The organism is Segetibacter koreensis DSM 18137 (assembly GCF_000374045.1).
Lineage (GTDB): Bacteria > Bacteroidota > Bacteroidia > Chitinophagales > Chitinophagaceae > Segetibacter > Segetibacter koreensis.
Genome location: NZ_KB893370.1, coordinates 39,137 through 58,725 on the forward strand (window position 1 = coordinate 39,137; position 19,589 = coordinate 58,725).

Sequence of the window (19,589 nt, forward strand, 5' to 3'; positions counted from 1 at the left end):
AATTAGTCGCTCACTTCTCATTATCAATGGTTACTCTCCGCAATTCGAGCAAGTTTAAAGCATTGGGTTTGAAATTATGTACATTTTTGCTAACCAAATGAATAGCCATGTCATAAAACAATGGCACAACGGGTGCATCCTTTATGACCATTTGATCCATTTCCCGATATAAGGCATAGCGGTCGCTGTCATTGTTTTCCTGCAACGCTTTTTCGTACAAAATATCAAAAGCCGGATTTTTGTACCTCGTGTAATTAGGCGGTGCAGGGTTTTTACTGTAAAACATAGCCATATAATTTTCTGCGTCCGGATAATCAGCAATCCAGCTTCCTCTAAAAAATAAAGCTTCTGACTTCGCTGTCTGCTCCAGCAATAAACTTTTTTGCACTACTTCCACTTGCACTTTTATGCCGGTTTCTTCTAATTGTTTTGCAACAAAACTTCCTATATCAGCATAAATAGGAATGGTAAGCAAAGTAATTACAGGCAAACCCTTTCCATTTTCAAAACCTGCATCTTTAAGCAACTGCCGTGCCTTTGCAGGATCATACGCATAGCCTTTTACCATCTCAGCATTTTTTGACGGAAGACCTGCGGGCACAATACCAGCCGTCGCAGGTGTACCAATGGAGTTACGCAGGTACATCATTAACTTATTGCGATTAACAGAACAGTTGATTGCTTGCCTTATAGCTTTTATACGTAATGGTGAATTCTTAACAAGATTGTTCTGTTCATCCACTAAGATGCCTAGGTATTCAGTGTTTAAATACGGGTGTTTATGTAAAATAATTTTCTCTTTCCATTCCTTGCGAAGGTCCCCGTTTTTAGTTAGTACCTCATCTTTAAAAGATGGGTCAATATCATTTACAAAGCTCAACTGTCCCTGTTGAAAAGCAAGAAACTCTGTTGACCTGCTATCAAGAAAAGAAATTTTCAACGCATCTAAATATGGCAATTGTTTTCCCTGCTCATCTTTTTCAAAATAATGAGGGTTTTTATACAGAACCAGCGCCTGCCCTTCTTCCCAAAAATGAAACTGAAAAGGCCCTGTACCGCAAGGGTGACTGCGAAAATCCTTTCCATATTTTTCAACAACTTCCCTGGGTACGATGCTGCAATATTGCATGCTTAAAATGCCAAGTATGGGATGAAAAGGACGGATAAGCTGAAGTTGAAAAGTACTATCATTCAGTGCAGAAAAACCGTTACTCTTTACCCTGTTATTAAATATCCACGCACCACTGCTCGCCGTGGACTTATCTATAATTCTTGACAGGCTATACACAATATCTGTAGCCGTCATCCTCCTACCCTTTCCGTTTGCAAAAACCTGGTTGTCGTGGAAGTAAACATCGTTGTGTAGATGGAAAGTATACAAAAGCCTGTCATCACTAATTTCCCAGCTTTTAGCAAGAGAAGGCACAATATTGAGGTCGCTGTCAGTCTCAACTAAAGTGTTGTATAATTGATGAGCCAACCATATTGTTGCCTGATTTTTTGTAAATGCAGGGTCTAAAGTGGCAATTCCTTCTACCTGGTTGTATACAAATACCTGTTTATCACTTTTGCTTTTTGAAGCGCAGGAAACAAGAAAAAAAGAAACAATTATTAATTTATATAAAACATTATATGAACCCATGAAATATTTTTAACGCTTCCATTTAAACCCTTTCTTCTAAAGTTCTTTCGGTTAAAATTACAACAACCCGAAACGGGTATGCAAGAATAAATACACTTTCCTGTTAATTGCAATTTTATGATCATAATTACTTTTTTTAAATAGCTTTTTTAAAAGCATTAGGTTACAGAACATTTAAATTTCAGGCAATTATTTGAAAAGACTGCTACAATAAGTTTACTTGCAGATTAAATGTATTATAAGATGAAGTTTTTTTATAAAGAGCTTGTTGTTTGCTTAATTGTAATCGTTACCGGCGTGTCTGTTAATGCCCAACACCCGACTACTGAAAGTTCACACACCCTTATCGGTAAAAAACTGCCGGTAACGCCCGATCTTAGAATCGGGAAATTACCAAACGGACTTACCTATTACATTCGCAAAAACGATGAACCAAAAGACCGGGCCGAGCTAAGGCTGGTAGTAAAGGCAGGTTCGGTACTTGAAAATGATAAGCAAGTTGGCCTTGCTCACTTTACAGAACACATGGCTTTCAATGGCACCAAGCATTTCGAAAAGCAGGAACTCGTTAATTTTCTTGAAAAGAGTGGAGTAAACTTTGGCGCAGACCTTAATGCATCCACTTCTTTTGATGAGACCATTTACATGCTACAACTACCCACTGACAGCGTCGCAGTATTTAAAAAAGGTTTTCAAATTTTGGAAGACTGGGCACACAACGTATCTTTCGATACTGCTGAAATAGATAAAGAAAGAGGTGTTGTTATAGAAGAATGGAGATCGGGACAAGGGGCAGGCGAACGTATAAGATCAAAAACTTTTCCTGTTCTTTTAAAGGGTTCTCGATATGCTATACGGTTGCCAATCGGCACAAAAAGTAATCTTGACACTTTTAAATATTCAACACTTACACAATTTTATAAAGACTGGTACCGCCCGGACCTGGAAGGTGTATTTGTTGTGGGAGATATAGATGTAAACCAGGTAGAGCAATTGATTAAACAACATTTCGCTTCCATTCCTAAACCAGTAAATCCTAAACCTAGAATCAAATACGGCGTACCCACTCAAAAAGAAACTCAAACCCTTATTGTTACTGATCCTGAGCAGCGATACAATGTTGTTTCCATTTATTATAAACAACCTGCAATACCTGAGGAGCAAACAGACCTGGAATACCGCGCTTCAATGATTCGCATATTGTTCAATGCAATGATGAGCAGCCGGTTACTGGAAATTTCGCAAAGACCTGATGCTCCTTTTTTAGGCGCAAGCACCAGCTATGGAAGATTAATCGGTGATAAAGATGCATTTACCCTTGCTGCGTACGCAAAAAATGGCGCAGGCATTGCAAAAGCAACAGAGGCATTACTGGCAGAAAATGCAAGAGTTCTGCAAAACGGATTTACCCAGGGAGAGCTTGACCGTGCTAAAGCTGCAGCATTATCCGGTATGGAAAATATTTATAATGAAAGAAACAAACAGGAATCTTCTACAATGGTGGAAGAACTTATCAGAAATTTCCTCACTAAAGAACCTGTACCCGGCATTGAAAAGGAATATGCTATGTACAAACAATACATGCCTGGCATTACTTTAAAAGAAGTAAACAACCTGATCACCCAATGGATAAAGCCAACTGACAGAACAATAATTGTAACAGCACCTGAGGCAGAAAAGGCCAATCTGCCTACAGAAGCGCAAATGGTTGCATTGGTAAATAAGCAGCAGGGGAAAATAACTGCATATGAAGATAAAGTGATGAAGGGAGATCTGCTGGCAAAAAAACCCATAGCAGGAAAAATAGTTGATGAAAGAAAAATAGATGAAATTGGTGTTACAGAATTAACCCTTTCCAATGGAGCTAAGGTTGTAATGAAGCCTACTAACTTTAAAAACAACCAGGTACTTATTTCAGCTATTAGTAAGGGAGGCGCATCGTTGTACAACGATACGGACTACTTGTCGGCCTCTAACGCTACTACGGTGACGCAGTACGGGGGTGTAGGAAATTTTGACGCAATGAGTTTGCAAAAAGAGCTTGCAGCAAAACAGGTTTCCGTAACCCCATATATAGGACAATATAGTGAAGGAATTAGTGGAGGCTGTACGCCAAAAGACCTCGCAACCGCATTTCAATTAATATATGGATATTTTACCGAGCCGCGAAAAGACACCACAATGTTCAGCGTACTGAAGCAGCAACTGATAGCTTCGCTGGCTAATAAAGGAAAAGATCCCTCTTCTGTTTTTTCAGATTCTGTCAGTTATATCATGGGCAATTACAGTCCTCGCCGCAAACCATTAACATTGGACAGGGTTGATGAAATAAAACTTGATAAAGCCTTTTCAATATACCAGGAGCGCTTTAGTAACGCCAGTGACTTTATTTTCACTTTTGTAGGCAATTTTACCGTAGACAGCCTTAAGCCTTTTATCGAAACTTACATAGCGTCACTTCCTTCTACAAATCAAAAAGAAAGCTGGAAGGATGTAGGTATTCGTTTCCCCAGGGGAAATATAAGTAAAGTAATAAGAAAAGGGAGCGAAAGTAAAAGCACGGTTCGCATCACCTTTACCGGTACAACCCAGTATAGCGATCTTGAGGACACTCAACTTGACCAGTTTGCAAAAGTGCTGGAAATAAGATTAAGAGAAATTTTACGTGAGGATAATGGCGGCGTGTACAGCGTGGGTGTGGGTGCTAACATTACCCGTGAACCAATCAACAGTTATAGTGTTACCATTTCTTTTGGCTGTGCCCCTGAAAATGTGGACAAGCTAACAGCTCTGGTTATGGAAGAAATTAAAAACATGAAAGCCAACGGCGGATCTCAAACGAATGTCGACAAAGTGATTGCGGAAGACACACGTGGAATGCAAACAAGTGTGAAAGAAAATAGTTATTGGTTGTACAATCTGCAGGACAAATACTATTTTAATGAAGATCCAAAGAGCCTGCTTGAAGATCCTTTACTAGTAAGGAAACTAACAGTGGAAAGAACCAAGGAATTAGCCAATAAATATTTAAACAATGAAAATATGATCAAAATAGTGCTGATGCCTGAAGCGAAGTGATTAGAAAACAACATTAATCTTAAAGACTTTGATGCAGATGTTAATATAACACACTGGTAAAAGTAAAAAGATGTTTGTCGTATAAAACGCTAAACATCTTTTTACTTTTTATCTTATTGGTTTTGCTGGACAGGTTTATCAGTATCTTTTTCAAGATCTGCATCAACTTTTTTTCCTTTCAGGTCGTCACTTGTTAAACCTTTTCCGTCTCCTTCAGGCGACTTCTCTTTCACATTTGTTTTGTTTTTTTCGTCGCTTTTTCCATAATCCTGGTTATCGTTTGAAACTGGCATAGTAGTAATTTTAATAGTGATTTATATAATCACGATGAAAACAATTATGCCACAGCTAACAAATGGAGAATTTTTTTTTAACTTTCATTCTTACCCTGCGGTAATTACAAAGTCTGCACGCGAAGGTTTTTTATAATTTTTCCAGTCGTAAGTGCATACCTTTTTTACTACTTGCATCAGTTCATCAAAATCATCCGGCTTTATTACAAAAAGGTCTGCACCCTTCTCGTAGCAGGCATTGATACTATCGGTATTTTTTGTAGTAGAATATATAATCAAAGGCAGGTTTTTAAATTTTGGATTGCTTCTTATCTCAGTTAATGCCTCCAGTCCGTCCTTGTACGGCATATTAATATCCATAAAAACCAGGTCAGGAGGAACTTCCTTATGGAGGTAGTTCATCAAGTCATTTCCGTCATTAGCGCGTGAGAGGTTGATGTCTAACTGTGCATGTTCGAGAGCTTCATTAAACAAATACGATTCTTCAGAATCATCATCCACCAATAATACATTAAGGTTGGGCATAGAGTTTTTTTCACAGATATTAAACCAATTGGATTTCTTTAAGATAAAATTGGATTATAAAATAAAGGCATTGATATTTTTATAAACAAGGGCTGATATTATTACCAATTACCAAAATCAATACATAAAACAAACACTTCCTTAAAAAAGGCTAATTTATGGTTGTAAATATTTTTTTTCAAATTTCTTTTTATAAATCACAAAATTATTAAACAATTCATCTTTAAAAAATATAAAATTTATCTCTTATATCTACTGTGTTGCTACTCTTCTATAGAAATAATAGTTTTTTAAAAATTATTTTTCCAGAAAAAATGTATGTATCTTTTAACCATAAGCAATCGTCATTTAAATTATATATACGATGGCAATGTTTAGAAAGATAATTTAATAGCCTGTTTTTTTTAAAATTTATTTGATTGCCAAAAAACGTTGGGTTATGTAAATAGTATATTTGATTTGCTTAAAAAAGTACAAAATTGTTTTTAAAATATCTTGTATCTGAAACAACCAAATCAATCCTTTACTATGACTAAATTAAATGCTCCAAGATTATTCTGCTGTCAAAATCATTTTTCCGAAACAGCAAAGGGTAGTTTAATGGAAATGAGATTACTATTTGAAAAAGCTGTAGCAGAATTAAATTCGATAAATACAAAAAATTGCAAGGAAACATTAATACGGCTTTATTCTTTATACAAACAAGTTACAGAAGGAGATATCAATATTCAACCTCCCAGAAATCCATTCGATTTTGTTGAAAAAGAAAAGTATGAAGCCTGGGCGTGTTTAAAGGGTAAATCAACAAAAGAAGCACAAAAGGAATATATACTGCTGGTGTATGAATTAAAAAAATTAACCTTGTAATTTAACTGCTTGATATACAGTATTAATTGAATTTCCAACAGTTTTATAAGCAAAAAGACTGGCTGCGGTAAGAGCTATTTTTTCCCGGTCATAATTTTTATATGTTGTAAATATTGAAGTGAACGCATCTGTTAATTGTTGTTCATCTTCATTATTCACAAGTATTCCGTTATTTGTATCAATCACCTCAGAGATACCGCCAACATTGGTACTAATGACAGGCAGGCCGCAACAGAGTGCCTCAAGGATGACGCAAGGCAAGTTTTCATACCGACTAAAGAGTACCAGCACTTGTGAAAGTGTAAGCATTTCTGCAACCTCGGGGTAAGAAACCGCTCCTGTAAAACGTACTGCATTTTCATCAAGACCAATTGATCTTGCATAAGTTAATACGTCTTGCGGGTAAGGCCCTACCATGTATAAACAGCCGCCAGAGAACAACTCAGTAAACTTCTTAAATGCCCGCAGCAATGCTAACGGATTTTTTTGATAAACCATAGTGGAAACATGAACAAACCTGAACGTATTTTCTTGTACTAACTCTTTATCATAATAAAAAACATCAGTATCAACTGCATTAGGAATAACAGTAGAAGGAATTGGTTTTACTAATGAATATACTTGCTTCTTCAGGTTATCCGTCACGGGAAGAAATCGTTTTACATTTTTAAAAACCAATTTTACCAACCATCGAAATATTACATTTCTATTACCAAGGTAGGCCGGGTCTTCCGGATAATAGATAGTCCAGTTTTCCGATAAAATAAACGGTATTTTCCATTTTTTTGATAATAAAAAACCTCCTACCCCACCCCGTATTACTATGTACGAATGTATCAGCCGGGGTATTCCCCACCTGCTTTTGATAATTTCTGCATAGGCATACAGCAGTTTTAGATAACTAAGGTTAGAATAAATGGTATCGATCCACTTATTTCTTTTTGCAGGATACATTACTGTTATTTCGACAATATTTTCCGTTAGCTGCTTATATCTTGTTTCAATACCTGTTAGCGTTTGTGACTGGTCTTTTACAATGTATAAAACCACCTGTGGCATATATTGTCCTGCAGCTTTCACATGCCGCTGGTTAAAATCTCCTGTAAACACATCTTGCCAGGTAGGATACCAACCCGGCACTACCAGAATATAGTTATTCGAAGAAAGATGAACATCTTTTATTTCTGAATAATATTTTTCAGCCATTGAATATCTTCTTTATTAATACTCCAGTACTGCCCAAATGAAACAGTATGTTCTTTCTGAAGTATAAAAAATGAATACAAAAAATTAATAGTATACCCCGCTGTGCTTACTATAGCAGCCGCAAATATGCCATAGTGCGGAATAAACAGAATGTCGCCAGTAAGTATCACAAGTAACGCAACGCTTGCTCCCTGTACGTTGATTTTTACTTTATTGATCCCTCCGAAGTAAGCACTTAATATATACAAATTGCTCAAGGCCCAAATTCCCGGTAATAATAGCAAAAACGGCACATACATCAACTTAAAAGTTTGGCCAAAAACAAAAGGGAATACCCATTTTCCTGATAAAATCATTACAAGAAAAAGAATAGAAAACAACATCGTTGTAATTCTGCCGATCCGCATAATATTATCTTTCATTTCTATAAGCGCCGAAACGCCACTGGCAGTATGAGGAAAGACAACACTTGATATAATAGTTGGAATAACCAACAACATTTGCCCCAGCTTCGAAACCTGTATATAATTTCCCAATTCTGTGGCGTTGCAATATTTCTCGACAAACCAATAATCTACCCGGTACACTAGAAAGAAAATAACATTTGCTGCAAGCGACAATACAGCATACCGTATTAATAAACGAATGTGTGCAAAAACTGGTAACGATAAAGTTTTCCAGCTTTGCTTTTGCATGATAAAAGCTGCTGCAAGGGCAAATCCGGTAATTACAAAAAAAGTAAAATATAATTTAATAATAAAAGAAGTGTCGGTATTATACGTTCCGGCTTGTTTTGGTATAATAATAATAACAATGATGTTTAGAACAGCCATTATAAAATTGGGGAGATAAAAATTTTTGTTTGCATAAAATAAAGCTGTAAAAAAATTTGTCATCTGTATGCCTCCTACATAACAAATAGCATAATAAAAATAATCGCTATGATTAATAAGTTCATCTTTTTTAAAAAGTGTGAAGTAAACCGCCAGGCCGGCGAAAACAATAAGGGTAACGAAGAATGACCAGGCTATTGAAAACCACGCCAGTTCACTGTCATTCATTTCTTTTTTTGAGGAGTAATAGGTAACCGAGTTCTCAATTGTCAGCCCCGCAATAATGACGATAAAAGAAAAATTATTGCTTACATAAAATATCCATCCCGCGTTTCCTGCTTCAAAATATCTTGAAAGAAAGATATTCATGAGAAGCACTGTAACAAAATATAATCCTCTCCAAACTAAACTTTGTGCTATTTGTTTTTGAAAACTCATAAACCTTGTTAGTGGCTAAAAATACAATAGTTTGATAAACCCGCCTGGTTAATTATTTGACATTACCAAAGCTTCCGTTGCAACTTCTTTCGTCATAATACTAACATAAAACACTAAAATTTTTATTTTATCACAATGATAGCGGACCTTTGCACCCCGATTGACAATTAAATATTAATAATGATGGCTGGAATACTTGACCTCGTTGGAAACACACCTATGGTTAAACTGGAAAAAGTTCCGGTAAATAAAAATGTGACGATCTACGCAAAGCTTGAAGGAAATAATCCGGGCGGTAGTGTAAAAGACCGAGCAGCTTATGGCATGATCAAAGGAGCGATTGACCGGGGTGAAATAAGGCCAGGTATTAAATTAATTGAACCAACAAGTGGAAATACAGGTATAGCATTAGCAATGATTGCCAGCCTTTTTAATGTTGATATAGAAATTGTTATGCCCGAAGATGCAACACGCGAAAGGGTACTAACCATGGAGGCATTTGGCGCTAAAGTAATTCTTACGCCTAAAGAAAACTCAATGGAAGGTGCAATTGATTATGCGGTAGAACAGGTAGCTAAAGGCGGATACCTCATGCTAAACCAGTTTGGTAATCCTGACAATTATGGCATGCACTATAAAACTACGGGTCCTGAAATTTGGAGAGATACACAGGGAAAGGTCACTCATTTCGTTTCTGCAATGGGCACCACGGGCACGATTATGGGCGTTTCCCGTTATTTGAAAGAACAAAACCCTTCAATACAAATTGTCGGTTGTCAGCCCAGTGAAGGCTCACATATTCCCGGCATACGTAAGTGGAAGGAAGCTTATTTACCTAAAATATTTGAAAAAGAAAGAATAGACAGCATTATAGAAGTTGATGAAAAAGATGCTCGAATCATGACAAAACGTTTAGCGCGTGAAGAGGGAATATTTTGCGGAATGAGCAGCGGCGGTGCGGTGCATGCAGCAGTTGAATTATCTAAAGAATTATCTTCAGGTGTCATTGTGAGCATTATCTGCGACAGAGGTGACAGATATTTGTCATCCGACTTGTTTGATTAAGAGGTAAGTTAACTGAGGTTCAAAGGCAGAAATCTTACCCTAAAGCATAAGGTTGAAAGTCTGAGCATCCCAGGTGTTACCATAATAATTTTTCTAAGGATCCCCTCTCGCTCATGCCTTGACCCATTGCCAGCTTAGATTTATTTAGTGTCTCTCTTTTGGCATAGTTTTAAACATAACTCATACATGCAGTCAAGCAAGAATTTTAAACTGATACTAATATTAGGGCTGTTATCTGCTATCGGCCCTTTTTCAATTGATATGTACCTGCCAGGGTTTCCGGCTATTGCCGCAGATCTGCATACTACAGTCGCCAAAATTTCATTATCGTTATCAAGTTTTTTCATAGGCATTTCTGCCGGACAAATGTTATATGGGCCTTTACTTGATCGGTTTGGACGTAAAAACCCTTTATATATAGGTATCGCCGTTTATCTAATTGCTTCTGCAGGTTGTGCTATGGCCACCTCTGTAGATGCTTTAATCTGGTTACGATTATTGCAGGCTCTGGGCAGCTGCGCTGGTATGGTAGCTTCGAGAGCTATGGTAAGAGACCTTTTTCCTGTAAATGAAAATGCGAAAATATTTTCCCTTTTAATGCTTGTTGTTGGCGTTTCACCCATTATCGCCCCCACTGTGGGAGGATACCTGAGCTCTCACTATAGTTGGCATTACCTGTTTGTTGTTCTGGCAATTATGGCTGCTATTATACTTGCTGCTGTACACTTTTACCTGCCGGAAAGCAGGCAACCCGACCCGGACTTTTCTCTCAAACCCAAACCGATTATCAATCGATTCCTTCAGGTTTCCAAAGAACCTCAATTTTATACTTATGCGCTGGCAGGCTCTATTGCTTCTGCAGGATTGTATGCATATATTTCAGGTTCTCCTTCTGTTTTTATGGAGATATATAAAGTTACTGAACAACAATACGGATGGATATTCGCAATGGTGGCTGCAGGGTTAATTTCTTCAAGCCAGTTAAATACTTTATTACTAAGAAAATACAAAAGTGAACAAGTGATCGCCATTTCATTACTTTGCCAGTCTCTTACCGGAATTATTCTTGTTTTGGGCAGTGTCTTCGGCTTCTTAGGGCTGTTCGCTACTATTTTTCTGTGTTTTATTTTTCTTAGTTGCCAGGGTTTTACATTTCCAAATACTTCCGCCCTTTCTCTTGCGCCCTTTAGTAAAACTGCCGGAAGTGCATCTGCATTATTAGGAAGCATACAAATGGGGATTGGTGCGTTTACCTCTGCACTCGTTAGCTATTTAAATGATGGAACTGCTGTACCAATGACAATTGTGATGGCTTGCTGTGCTTTGATAAGTTTTACAATTCTTATTATAGGCAGTAGAATTATAAGAAACAAAGCAACCAGGCAAGAAGTTCAGGAAGAAACAGCCGAAATGATAATTACATCATAACTATTAATAAAACACGATAAACGGTACATGCTATCATCGTATTTTTTCTGCATTGAAATCAGAAAACCGAGAATACTTATAATTACTGAAATTGCGAGAAAACTAAATCCCGATGCAAAAAACTATTAATAGAAGCAGCGTTGCCTTTGAAATGAGGGCTTCATTTGTCATCTTTTTATCGAGAAATCTGAAAATTTCGTTTCTTCAAATTGCCTAACGGCTACCTCTGTTACGATTGCCTTTTTAGGCCCTTTTTTGCACCAGGATATAAATTGCTCCAATTGTTTTTCAGTTCCTGTCACAACTGCTTCCACCTCATCTCCGTGGGCATTTCTTACCCAACCGGTAACACCTAATTCATCTGCAATTTCTTTTGCTGAAGCGCGATAAAAAACGCCTTGAACAAGCCCCTTAACAGTCAGATGATATGTTGGCATATTTTAAAGATTATTGAGTAATATTACCTATTTAACTCCTTGCAAGGTGGTATCTTGTTGAGATGAACATCTTAACAAAGTAAAAGCTTTTTTATAATGAATAAAATAAATCAAAGTTGCAAAAAATGCCTATTTTGAGTTTACTGAAAATAAGAAGAAAATGATATGAGAGCATTATTACTAGTGGATATACAAAATGATTTTATTCCTGGTGGCGCACTTGCTGTCCCTGGCGGAGACGAAATTATTCCTGTTGCAAATGAGTTGCAGAATTACTTTGATCTGGTAGTAGCTACACAAGACTGGCACCCTGTTAATCACAAAAGCTTTGCAAGTAATCACAACGGAAAAGAGATATTTGAAGTAATTGATTTAAACGGAATGGAACAAGTACTTTGGCCAGAACACTGTGTTCAGGGAACTGAAGGAGCAGAATTTTCAAAGATGTTGGATATGAATAAAATTGAAGCAATTTTTAGAAAAGGAACTGAATCAGAAATTGACAGCTATAGCGGCTTTTATGATAATGGACACCGTAAAAGCACCGGCCTTTCTAATTACTTAAAAGGCAAAAACATAAAGGAGTTATATGTAGCAGGATTAGCCGCCGATTATTGCGTTTATTATACTGCCAAAGATGCTTTAGCCGAAGGCTTTGCTACCTTTATGATAGAAGACGCAGTTCGCGCAATAAGCCAGGAAGGTTTTGAAAAAGCTAAAGAAGATATATTACGCAAAGGGGGAAAAACAATTAAAAGTTTCAGTATTTTTTGAAGGAATTTTTAATAAAATGATTTCCGGTTTTTGATTAATTAAAATAATTGAATTAATGGATAGGAAACAAGCAAGTTAAGGTGGAAGTGATTGCAACAATCAAACAGGTTTATGTGCTGCCTTTTAAATTACCTTTAAACCACTTCCTGTCCACTGGCATAAAATTTTAATAAATTATATCTCAAAACCATTTAAACAGTACGTTATGCCACTTGATAATAATACGCCGAATGTGCGAAATAATCCTCAACCAAGACCAGAGGTTGCTGCTGAAAAAGAAACAGTAATTGCAGCACATGACCAGGCTGAAAAAGACATGGAAGAAGATGATGAGTTAAATACAAAACCAGCGCCCGAAGATGATCTGGATGAGGGAGAAATTGCACGGTTTGAAGATGGAGATGAAGGACCTGCTAAGTAAAGTTCCTGCAAAATGTCTGAGTTACCACGGAGAACAACACAAATACCCTTTATTTTATCAGTTGTTGTTTTCTGCGGTAACTTCCTCTTAATATTTCCTTTCACATCACTCTTTTACCTTAAAAACACGGAACAGAAATATAAACGCTGGTATTACCAAAACAAGGCCTACCATTAAAGCAATCAGTAGTTGCTTTAAAGTAGCATCGGGTGCATGAGTATTAAAAAAGGTTAAGTGATGTCCATCTTTTACGTTAATAACTACAGGATACTGAATAGCGAACCAACCTGTTACAATTGCTGTTACCTGCAGGCCTATTGATGCACGTAGGTAAACGGCTTTTTTTGTGTGTATGAAATGCAATATAACAGGGACAAGTAAAGCAACTACAGCTAAAGAAATTATACTTATCGGAGATTTTAGAAAATCAGAAACAAGGTTGTGTCCTTCCCATTGTGCAGCAATAAAAACGAGAATTCCAGAAGTTATCGTAGAAGCCATGGTATTTCGCGCAAGCCGTGTGTACTTATTTTTCTCTTTATCTTCATGTGCTTCAGGTATTAAAAAAACTGCGGCGATATAAGCAAAAAGACTAGTGGAAAATACGCCCATAATAAAACAAAAAACATTTAGCCATGGCGATACAAACATTTCATAAAACCCAACAGACTGGTTAAAAGTTATGCGGCCCAGTATCATGGCACCAAGAGTGATACCCAAAAACATAGGTGTAATAAAACTGGATGCTTTAAACAGGAAGGTATAGTATCTATGGCTTCGTCCATAACTAACATCATAATGCCGGAAAGTAAATGCTGAGCCGCGGAAAATAATGCCAATAAGCACCAGCATAAGTGGAATGTGAAGTACAAGCGATAAAGAAGAATAAACAAGCGGAAAGCCTGTAAATAAAATCACTACAGCTAATATAAGCCATACATGATTAGCTTCCCACACAGGTGCTATAGCTCTTGTTATTGTTTTTTCTTCTCTTTTACCGGCAAAAATTTCTATAATACCTGCTCCAAAATCGGCCCCGCCAAGCAACGTATATAAAACGAAGGAAGTTCCCAGTATAAGAATGATTAGTGCCAGCATGTAATTAAGATTTTGCAGATTCATACAACTCAGGAACAGTCTTTATTTGCCTGCGCATGAGCCGGATGAGAATAAATGTAAGCAAAATGTATACGCCTGTAATAAGGAAAAAAGAATACTGCAATCCCGGCATAGAAGACACGGCATCTTTGGTTCGCATTACACCAAAAATAATCCACGGCTGCCGTCCTACTTCAGTAACTGTCCAACCGGCCTCTACGGCAATAAACCCGAGCGGTGTAGTAAAGGCTATAAAAGTGAGCCACCATCTCTTAAAAAGAATATATTGCCATTTGTAGCTAAATATAATATAAAGCATCCCGGCCAAAGCTAACACTGTGCCGCAAGCTACCATTAGCTGGAAAGCAATATGAGGAACTAATACAGGTGGTTGTTCGTCCTTTGGAATTTTATCGAGGCCGGTAACTTCTGCGGTAAAGTCGCCATGTGCAAGGTAACTTAGAAGTTTAGGGATATGAATTGCATAATCAACCTTTTGCTCTTTGTCATTTGGTATACCTCCTATAACAAGGCCTGCCGGTTTGCTGGTTTTATACAATGCCTCCATGGCCGCTAATTTGCCAGGTTGATTTTTTGCAACAAACTTGGCCGAGAAGTCGCCGCTGATGGGTTGTAGTATGGCCGCAACAGCCCCAAAGATCAAAGCCGATCTAACCGCCTCATGATGAAAAGTATTAGTTCGGTTTTTTAAAAGAAGAAATGCATGAACACCGGCCACTGCAAAACTGGTGGCGACAAATGCAGCCAAAGTCATGTGTATAGATTGAGAAAGCCACGCATCATTAAACATTGCCTTAACAGGGTCTATATTTACAGCTTTACCATCTACCCAGTCAAATCCGGAAGGACTATTCATCCAGGCGTTGGCTGCTACCACAAAAATTCCTGAAAGCACACCTGATATGCCCACAACAACTCCTGATATCCAATGCACCCATTTATTCAACCTGTTCCATCCGTACAAGAAAACCCCGAGCGCAATCGCTTCAACAAAAAAAGCAGTTCCTTCCCAGGAAAAAGGCATGCCTATGATTGCTCCTGCATGTTTCATAAATTCGGGCCACAATAATCCTAATTCAAAAGAAAGCACTGTTCCCGACACTGCTCCAACAGCAAAAAAAATAGCGACGCCTTTAGACCATGCTTTGGTTACATCGAGGTAAACCTGTTTGCCTGTTCGCAACCATCTCCATTCAGAAAAAGCCATTAAAACAGGCATTGTCATTCCAATGCAAGAAAATATAATATGAAAGCCAAGAGATAAAGCCATTTGCAGTCGGGCTGCTACCAGGTCTTCCATTCCGTTTACAATTTAAATTGCGCAAAGCTATGGACAAAAGTACCGGTGATAAGAAAATGTTCTTTTGATAGATAAAAAAGAGAAGGATCTGCAGTATTCTCTTTTTATTCTGTCTTGTATTGAAGGCGTTAAATGTGTTTTCGTAACAAAAGCACAATCATATTTCATTTAACATGTTTTTGTTTAAACGATTAAACAAACGGACTACCTTTGTGTCTTAAATATAGCTTTTATAGAATAAGAAGCATTTATAACGATTTCCTATTATTAATAATAATTGATTGCCTGCTAGTGATTAGCGGCTTTTTTATTTTAAGGAGGAAAAAAAATTTATTATGAAAAAAACAACAATTTTAGAGGGTTTGAATAGAGAAGATGCAATGACGTTTAAAAATAAAATTTATAGAAGAATAACTAGCAACCCGGGTAATAATTTAAAACGAGATCAAAAAGTTCATACTGCAATTAATAAAATTTCTCCTCTTAATTATTTTGCAGGACCACATTTTTTGTTTTTTACAAATAATGTCTTAGGATAGTTGTTATAGTGTAACACGATTTAGTACGAACAAAAAATAAATGTTTAATAATATTTATGTTTAAAACAGAAAAAATGATCAATACAATAAATGCAGGTGTAATAGGATGCGACATGTCCGAAGATTTTTTTAAAACAACTGCCAGCAATACAATGGAGAGATTTAATTGGACAAAAATTTTATCTCCAGGTAAAATATCAGAAAATATAGCTAAAGAATACCCTGGCGTTACTATAGTAAATGATGTAAATGCTATTGTAAATGATGAGGAAATTACTTTGGTGATCGTAGCATCTAAAAACCTTGAATTGGCGAAACCCGTCATTGAAGCAGGTAAGTCTGTTAGAATAATTTAATGAAAACAGGCAAAGCAAGAAAAAGAAATAACAATTAAAATTAAGATTTTATGTACGCAATATATTCGATGGAGGCCGTTAGCGGTTATTATAATTTCATTGCTAATTTACAATTTAAACTAAGGGCTTTAAAGAGACTTAAGCAAGTACAAAAGACAGATAATCAGAAAAAAACCGAACAGAGTCTTTTGAATGAAAAAGCATTCGCCTAAAGCTTTTTATATACCATTTTTTAAATAAAAAACCTGTTAAGTAATTAGCAGGTTTTTTTGTTTAATAGTCTTAAACACGTTTGAATTATAATTCTCCCATTTCAGAAAACGCAAATACCTCGAGCGGTACAACAATAAAAAGAACCATCAGTTTTCTCCTGGTGATCCACTAAATGCTTCCGACGGGAGTTCTAAGCATTTTAATATGAGGAATACCATCTTCATCATAAATGTCACTGGTTTGCTTGAATCCAAAGCCCTCATAAAACTTTTTTAAATACAATTGAGCGCCTATTTTAATGGACTGCTCTCCAAATAACAAATTGCATTGGCTAATCGCCATATCCAGTAGGGCTTTCCCAGCACCTTTACTTCTAACCTTACGAGAGGTAACGACACGGCCAATTGAAATATATTTATAGGAAACTCCTGCAGGTACAAGACGGGCATAAGCAACCAGTTCATCATCAACAAATCCCATTAAATGATAACACTTTTGGTCTTTATCATCTGCATCCTGGAAGACACAATTTTGCTCTACTACAAACACTTCATTTCGGAGCTTTACAACATCATATAATTCATAAGGAGTTAACTCATGAAAATATTTACATGTCCATTTGATGTTCTGCATTAATGAACATTTTCTCTGATAAAATCAACTGTTTTTTGATAGGTATCCAGCAGATTATTGCCAGACCAACCATGGCCTTCCCCGGGGTAAACAGTCATATCAACCTTTACATTAAATTCCTCCAATTTCGTTTTCAAGGTATTTGACTGGGCGATGGGTACTACAATATCTTCAGTGCCGTGAAATATTTTAGTAGGAACCGTTTGCGCGTTTATAAAATTAATAGGACTGGCATTTATATACACACCAGGGTTAGTAGCTGGTGTAGCACCTAAAAAGTTAACCAGCACTGGCCTTGCCTGGGCAGGCAAGGGATGATTCTGGTATAAATCAGTAAGATCGGTTGGGCCAAACAAGTCAACAACAGCTTTTATTTTTCCGCTTTTGTTGTTTCTATATGCAGTAAGCAATGCAAGGTGAGCACCAGCGCTGGCACCTACCAGGCATATTTTATTTGCGTTTATCCTGTACTCCCCTGCTTTGCTTTGAATAAATTTTATTGCAGATTCTATGTCATCTATCTGAGCCGGAAACCTTGTACTATCATTAAATGCAAAACGATAATCAATATTAAAAATAGCATAATCGTCAAGCTTTGATCTAATAGCAGGTATAGCTTCTGCAAATTCATTTTTGTTTCCGCTGCTCCATGAGCCGCCGTGTATAAACAGTATTACTTTTGTGTTGGCTGTATCTCGTCCGGGAGGTAAATAAATGTCCATATTATTAGCAGTGTCCATTCCATAAGAAATATTATCAATATCAAATTCCATTGCCGGTGTCGGGCTCCTGTCTGGTTTCTCACAGCTGGCGAACGTGACCGAAAAAAATATTGCACATAAAAAACTAAAAGCAGAAAAATTCATTTGTATTTTATTAAACTAAAAGTTTGCAAAACTATTGCCAAAAGCACTGATAATAGCCAGGTGGTCTATGAAGAGTTGTTAAAGTAGTGGAGGCGATAATGATAAACGACATATCTCTTGTACATATTACCTTCCCACGGACGGTACTATTGGTAAGCTTTCATTACCATCATTTGAAACTGCTTGTACAGCAAAGAAATAATTATCTTTTGAATACGGCAATTTGATATTTGTATCTACGGTATAAATCTTTTTTTGCCAGGTTGGGGAAGTAGTTTCACGTATAAGTATATAGTACCCTTTCACTCTTCCTGCCGCAGGAGCTTTCCAGTAGAGATAAGTAGAGTTAGATAAATCTTTTACATCTACTTTTACTTCCTCGGGTGGCGACGGCGCTTTGGCAAGGTTGGCAAGATTGGCAAGATTTATTGCTGTATTCTTTCTCAGGTATTCAAAATCCATAAACTCTGGCAAGTCACCATAGCGCACACCTTTTTCGGTTCTGATATCCTGGTGCTGGTGTTCAAAGTTCTCATTCATTTCTGTCAAACGAACTGCAGCAAAACCATTTTGCACAAAGGGAGTATGATCACCCCCGCGCAGAAAACGGTCGTTGCGATATATCATTACCACTTCAAGATTATCTACATATCGTTCGCCAATCTCTTTTACATACCGCGCCAACTGCCTTGATTTTCCGTCATTTTCAAGCCCAAAGTTTCTTATAGCAGCAGCATTTTTTTCCAGCTCATAAGCAGGCAATCCTTCACTAAAAACACGAAGGCGCGTGTTATCAATAATTTTAGTTTCACTACTGTTATTGCTTCCCATTATGTCGTTATTTAATACCCCTTCAATGTTCCATCCCTTCTTTTTTGCTTTATCCGCAAGGTAACCTGAGCCAAGCAATCCTTGTTCTTCACCGCTGACAGCCACAAAAATAATAGTTGCGGGAAAAGATCTTTTACTCATAATTCTTGCACATTCGATTACGGCCGCTACCCCACTGCCATCATCGTTTGCGCCAGGCGCATCAGAGGTTCTATTCATAACATCTGTTACCCTGCTATCAAGATGGCCACTTATTAAAAATATTCTTTTATCTGCCAGGTCTGTGCCCCTTAGCGTTGCCATCACATTCCCAAGTGGTGTAGATATATCTACCCTTTTGCCATCTGCTGCAAGGGTAGTGGTATCAATGATTGCACTTAATCTTCCGGATGATTGTTTTGCAAACTCATTGAACTTGGACAGCACATAACTACGGGCCGCACCTATTCCTTTCTTCCTGTGAGTTTGCGTGCTTATGGTGCTCCGCGTACCATAACTTACCATTTGCTGTATGTAAGATTTTAATGAGTCGGACGACACCTCCTTTACCATTTGCTCAATTGCCGGATCTCTTTGTATAATTTTTTGAGAAAACAATGATGTAGTAAAAAGAAAAAAAGGAAGAAATATTGTTTTTCGCATTTCCATAGATTATTAGCTAAAATAGTTACGATCGAGCTTGATAGAAAAAAATTTTGTAATCATCATTTGCCCTTATTTCAGCT

19 protein-coding genes are annotated in these 19,589 nt (G+C 37.2%); 8 read left to right on the forward strand and 11 right to left on the reverse strand.

The features are described 5' to 3' along the window. Positions 1–10: 10 nt before the first annotated feature. Positions 11–1,642 (reverse strand): ABC transporter substrate-binding protein, encoded by a 1,632-nt coding sequence (locus B154_RS0122990; RefSeq protein WP_018616707.1) that lies wholly within the window; start codon positions 1,640–1,642, stop codon positions 11–13. Between the two features lie 243 nt (positions 1,643–1,885). Between B154_RS0122990 and B154_RS0122995 the strand changes: the two genes are divergently transcribed. Next, positions 1,886–4,720, forward strand: a complete 2,835-nt coding sequence (locus tag B154_RS0122995; RefSeq protein ID WP_018616708.1) for a M16 family metallopeptidase — start codon at positions 1,886–1,888, stop codon at positions 4,718–4,720. Positions 4,721–4,833: 113 nt separating this feature from the next. Here the strand turns inward: B154_RS0122995 and B154_RS0123000 are convergent, their stop codons facing one another. After that, on the reverse strand, positions 4,834–5,013 hold the full coding sequence (locus tag B154_RS0123000) for a hypothetical protein (protein ID WP_018616709.1): 180 nt from the start codon (positions 5,011–5,013) through the stop codon (positions 4,834–4,836). Positions 5,014–5,103: 90 nt separating this feature from the next. Further along, the gene (locus tag B154_RS0123005; RefSeq protein WP_018616710.1) at positions 5,104–5,538 is read right to left on the reverse strand and encodes a response regulator; all 435 of its coding nucleotides are present in this window, start codon (positions 5,536–5,538) and stop codon (positions 5,104–5,106) included. Between the two features lie 606 nt (positions 5,539–6,144). Here B154_RS0123005 and B154_RS0123010 point away from each other — a divergent pair. Further along, the gene (locus B154_RS0123010) at positions 6,145–6,405 is read left to right on the forward strand and encodes an acyl-CoA-binding protein (RefSeq protein ID WP_245542648.1); all 261 of its coding nucleotides are present in this window, start codon (positions 6,145–6,147) and stop codon (positions 6,403–6,405) included. Here B154_RS0123010 and B154_RS0123015 read toward each other — a convergent pair. Together B154_RS0123015 and B154_RS0123020 are read right to left on the reverse strand one after the other, a co-directional pair. Continuing rightward, positions 6,394–7,611, reverse strand: coding sequence for a glycosyltransferase family 4 protein (locus B154_RS0123015; RefSeq protein WP_018616712.1), 1,218 nt, complete (start codon positions 7,609–7,611; stop codon positions 6,394–6,396). The genes B154_RS0123010 and B154_RS0123015 overlap by 12 nt on opposite strands. Beyond that, complete coding sequence (locus B154_RS0123020) at positions 7,584–8,813, reverse strand: lipopolysaccharide biosynthesis protein (protein ID WP_169337696.1); 1,230 nt, start codon at positions 8,811–8,813, stop codon at positions 7,584–7,586. The genes B154_RS0123015 and B154_RS0123020 overlap by 28 nt, the downstream gene beginning before the upstream one ends. Before the next feature lie 249 nt (positions 8,814–9,062). On the opposite strand from B154_RS0123020, the gene cysM reads away from it, so the two are divergent. After that, positions 9,063–9,947: a cysteine synthase CysM gene (gene cysM / locus B154_RS0123025; RefSeq protein ID WP_018616716.1), complete on the forward strand. Its 885-nt coding sequence runs from the start codon at positions 9,063–9,065 to the stop codon at positions 9,945–9,947. A 186-nt stretch (positions 9,948–10,133) separates the two neighbouring features. After that, entirely contained in the window at positions 10,134–11,375 is a 1,242-nt protein-coding gene (locus tag B154_RS0123030; protein WP_018616718.1) for a Bcr/CflA family multidrug efflux MFS transporter, read from the forward strand. A 167-nt stretch (positions 11,376–11,542) separates the two neighbouring features. Here B154_RS0123030 and B154_RS0123035 read toward each other — a convergent pair whose 3' ends face one another. Further along, positions 11,543–11,812, reverse strand: a complete 270-nt coding sequence (locus tag B154_RS0123035; protein WP_018616719.1) for an acylphosphatase — start codon at positions 11,810–11,812, stop codon at positions 11,543–11,545. 165 nt (positions 11,813–11,977) lie between these two features. On the opposite strand from B154_RS0123035, the gene pncA reads away from it, so the two are divergent. Next, on the forward strand, positions 11,978–12,586 hold the full coding sequence (gene pncA / locus B154_RS0123040) for a bifunctional nicotinamidase/pyrazinamidase (protein ID WP_018616721.1): 609 nt from the start codon (positions 11,978–11,980) through the stop codon (positions 12,584–12,586). Positions 12,587–12,791: 205 nt separating this feature from the next. Next, entirely contained in the window at positions 12,792–13,007 is a 216-nt protein-coding gene (locus tag B154_RS0123045) for a hypothetical protein (protein WP_018616722.1), read from the forward strand. Between the two features lie 105 nt (positions 13,008–13,112). Here B154_RS0123045 and B154_RS0123050 read toward each other — a convergent pair whose 3' ends face one another. Continuing rightward, a complete protein-coding gene (locus B154_RS0123050; protein WP_033412517.1) occupies positions 13,113–14,105 on the reverse strand; it encodes a cytochrome d ubiquinol oxidase subunit II in 993 nt (330 codons plus the stop codon). Positions 14,106–14,109: 4 nt separating this feature from the next. Next, positions 14,110–15,426, reverse strand: a complete 1,317-nt coding sequence (locus B154_RS0123055; RefSeq protein ID WP_018616724.1) for a cytochrome ubiquinol oxidase subunit I — start codon at positions 15,424–15,426, stop codon at positions 14,110–14,112. A 335-nt stretch (positions 15,427–15,761) separates the two neighbouring features. Here B154_RS0123055 and B154_RS0123060 point away from each other — a divergent pair, with 335 nt between their 5' ends. After that, positions 15,762–15,965: a hypothetical protein gene (locus B154_RS0123060; protein WP_018616725.1), complete on the forward strand. Its 204-nt coding sequence runs from the start codon at positions 15,762–15,764 to the stop codon at positions 15,963–15,965. A gap of 74 nt (positions 15,966–16,039) precedes the next feature. Next, positions 16,040–16,321 carry a Gfo/Idh/MocA family oxidoreductase gene (locus B154_RS0123065; protein ID WP_157580937.1) on the forward strand — a complete coding sequence of 94 codons (282 nt, stop codon included), beginning with the start codon at positions 16,040–16,042 and terminating at the stop codon, positions 16,319–16,321. Positions 16,322–16,702: 381 nt separating this feature from the next. On the opposite strand, the gene B154_RS0123075 is transcribed toward B154_RS0123065, so the two are convergent. The 3 genes from B154_RS0123075 to B154_RS0123085 form a co-directional block, all read right to left on the reverse strand. Next, on the reverse strand, positions 16,703–17,167 hold the full coding sequence (locus tag B154_RS0123075) for a GNAT family N-acetyltransferase (protein ID WP_018616728.1): 465 nt from the start codon (positions 17,165–17,167) through the stop codon (positions 16,703–16,705). Next, complete coding sequence (locus tag B154_RS31015) at positions 17,167–18,033, reverse strand: alpha/beta hydrolase (protein WP_018616729.1); 867 nt, start codon at positions 18,031–18,033, stop codon at positions 17,167–17,169. Before B154_RS31015 ends, B154_RS0123075 begins: the two co-directional genes overlap by 1 nt. A 126-nt stretch (positions 18,034–18,159) precedes the next feature. Further along, entirely contained in the window at positions 18,160–19,506 is a 1,347-nt protein-coding gene (locus tag B154_RS0123085) for a M28 family metallopeptidase (protein ID WP_026260376.1), read from the reverse strand. Positions 19,507–19,589 lie beyond the last annotated feature (83 nt).

Coding starts and splice junctions, on each gene's coding strand:
- B154_RS0122990 (WP_018616707.1), bottom strand. CDS start 1,642: ATGGGTTCATATAATGTTTTATATAAATTAATAATTGTTTCTTTTTTT.
- B154_RS0122995 (WP_018616708.1), top strand. CDS start 1,886: ATGAAGTTTTTTTATAAAGAGCTTGTTGTTTGCTTAATTGTAATCGTT.
- B154_RS0123000 (WP_018616709.1), bottom strand. CDS start 5,013: ATGCCAGTTTCAAACGATAACCAGGATTATGGAAAAAGCGACGAAAAA.
- B154_RS0123005 (WP_018616710.1), bottom strand. CDS start 5,538: ATGCCCAACCTTAATGTATTATTGGTGGATGATGATTCTGAAGAATCG.
- B154_RS0123010 (WP_245542648.1), top strand. CDS start 6,145: ATGAGATTACTATTTGAAAAAGCTGTAGCAGAATTAAATTCGATAAAT.
- B154_RS0123015 (WP_018616712.1), bottom strand. CDS start 7,611: ATGGCTGAAAAATATTATTCAGAAATAAAAGATGTTCATCTTTCTTCG.
- B154_RS0123020 (WP_169337696.1), bottom strand. CDS start 8,813: ATGAATATCTTTCTTTCAAGATATTTTGAAGCAGGAAACGCGGGATGG.
- cysM (WP_018616716.1), top strand. CDS start 9,063: ATGATGGCTGGAATACTTGACCTCGTTGGAAACACACCTATGGTTAAA.
- B154_RS0123030 (WP_018616718.1), top strand. CDS start 10,134: ATGCAGTCAAGCAAGAATTTTAAACTGATACTAATATTAGGGCTGTTA.
- B154_RS0123035 (WP_018616719.1), bottom strand. CDS start 11,812: ATGCCAACATATCATCTGACTGTTAAGGGGCTTGTTCAAGGCGTTTTT.
- pncA (WP_018616721.1), top strand. CDS start 11,978: ATGAGAGCATTATTACTAGTGGATATACAAAATGATTTTATTCCTGGT.
- B154_RS0123045 (WP_018616722.1), top strand. CDS start 12,792: ATGCCACTTGATAATAATACGCCGAATGTGCGAAATAATCCTCAACCA.
- B154_RS0123050 (WP_033412517.1), bottom strand. CDS start 14,105: ATGCTGGCACTAATCATTCTTATACTGGGAACTTCCTTCGTTTTATAT.
- B154_RS0123055 (WP_018616724.1), bottom strand. CDS start 15,426: ATGGAAGACCTGGTAGCAGCCCGACTGCAAATGGCTTTATCTCTTGGC.
- B154_RS0123060 (WP_018616725.1), top strand. CDS start 15,762: ATGAAAAAAACAACAATTTTAGAGGGTTTGAATAGAGAAGATGCAATG.
- B154_RS0123065 (WP_157580937.1), top strand. CDS start 16,040: ATGATCAATACAATAAATGCAGGTGTAATAGGATGCGACATGTCCGAA.
- B154_RS0123075 (WP_018616728.1), bottom strand. CDS start 17,167: ATGCAGAACATCAAATGGACATGTAAATATTTTCATGAGTTAACTCCT.
- B154_RS31015 (WP_018616729.1), bottom strand. CDS start 18,033: ATGAATTTTTCTGCTTTTAGTTTTTTATGTGCAATATTTTTTTCGGTC.
- B154_RS0123085 (WP_026260376.1), bottom strand. CDS start 19,506: ATGCGAAAAACAATATTTCTTCCTTTTTTTCTTTTTACTACATCATTG.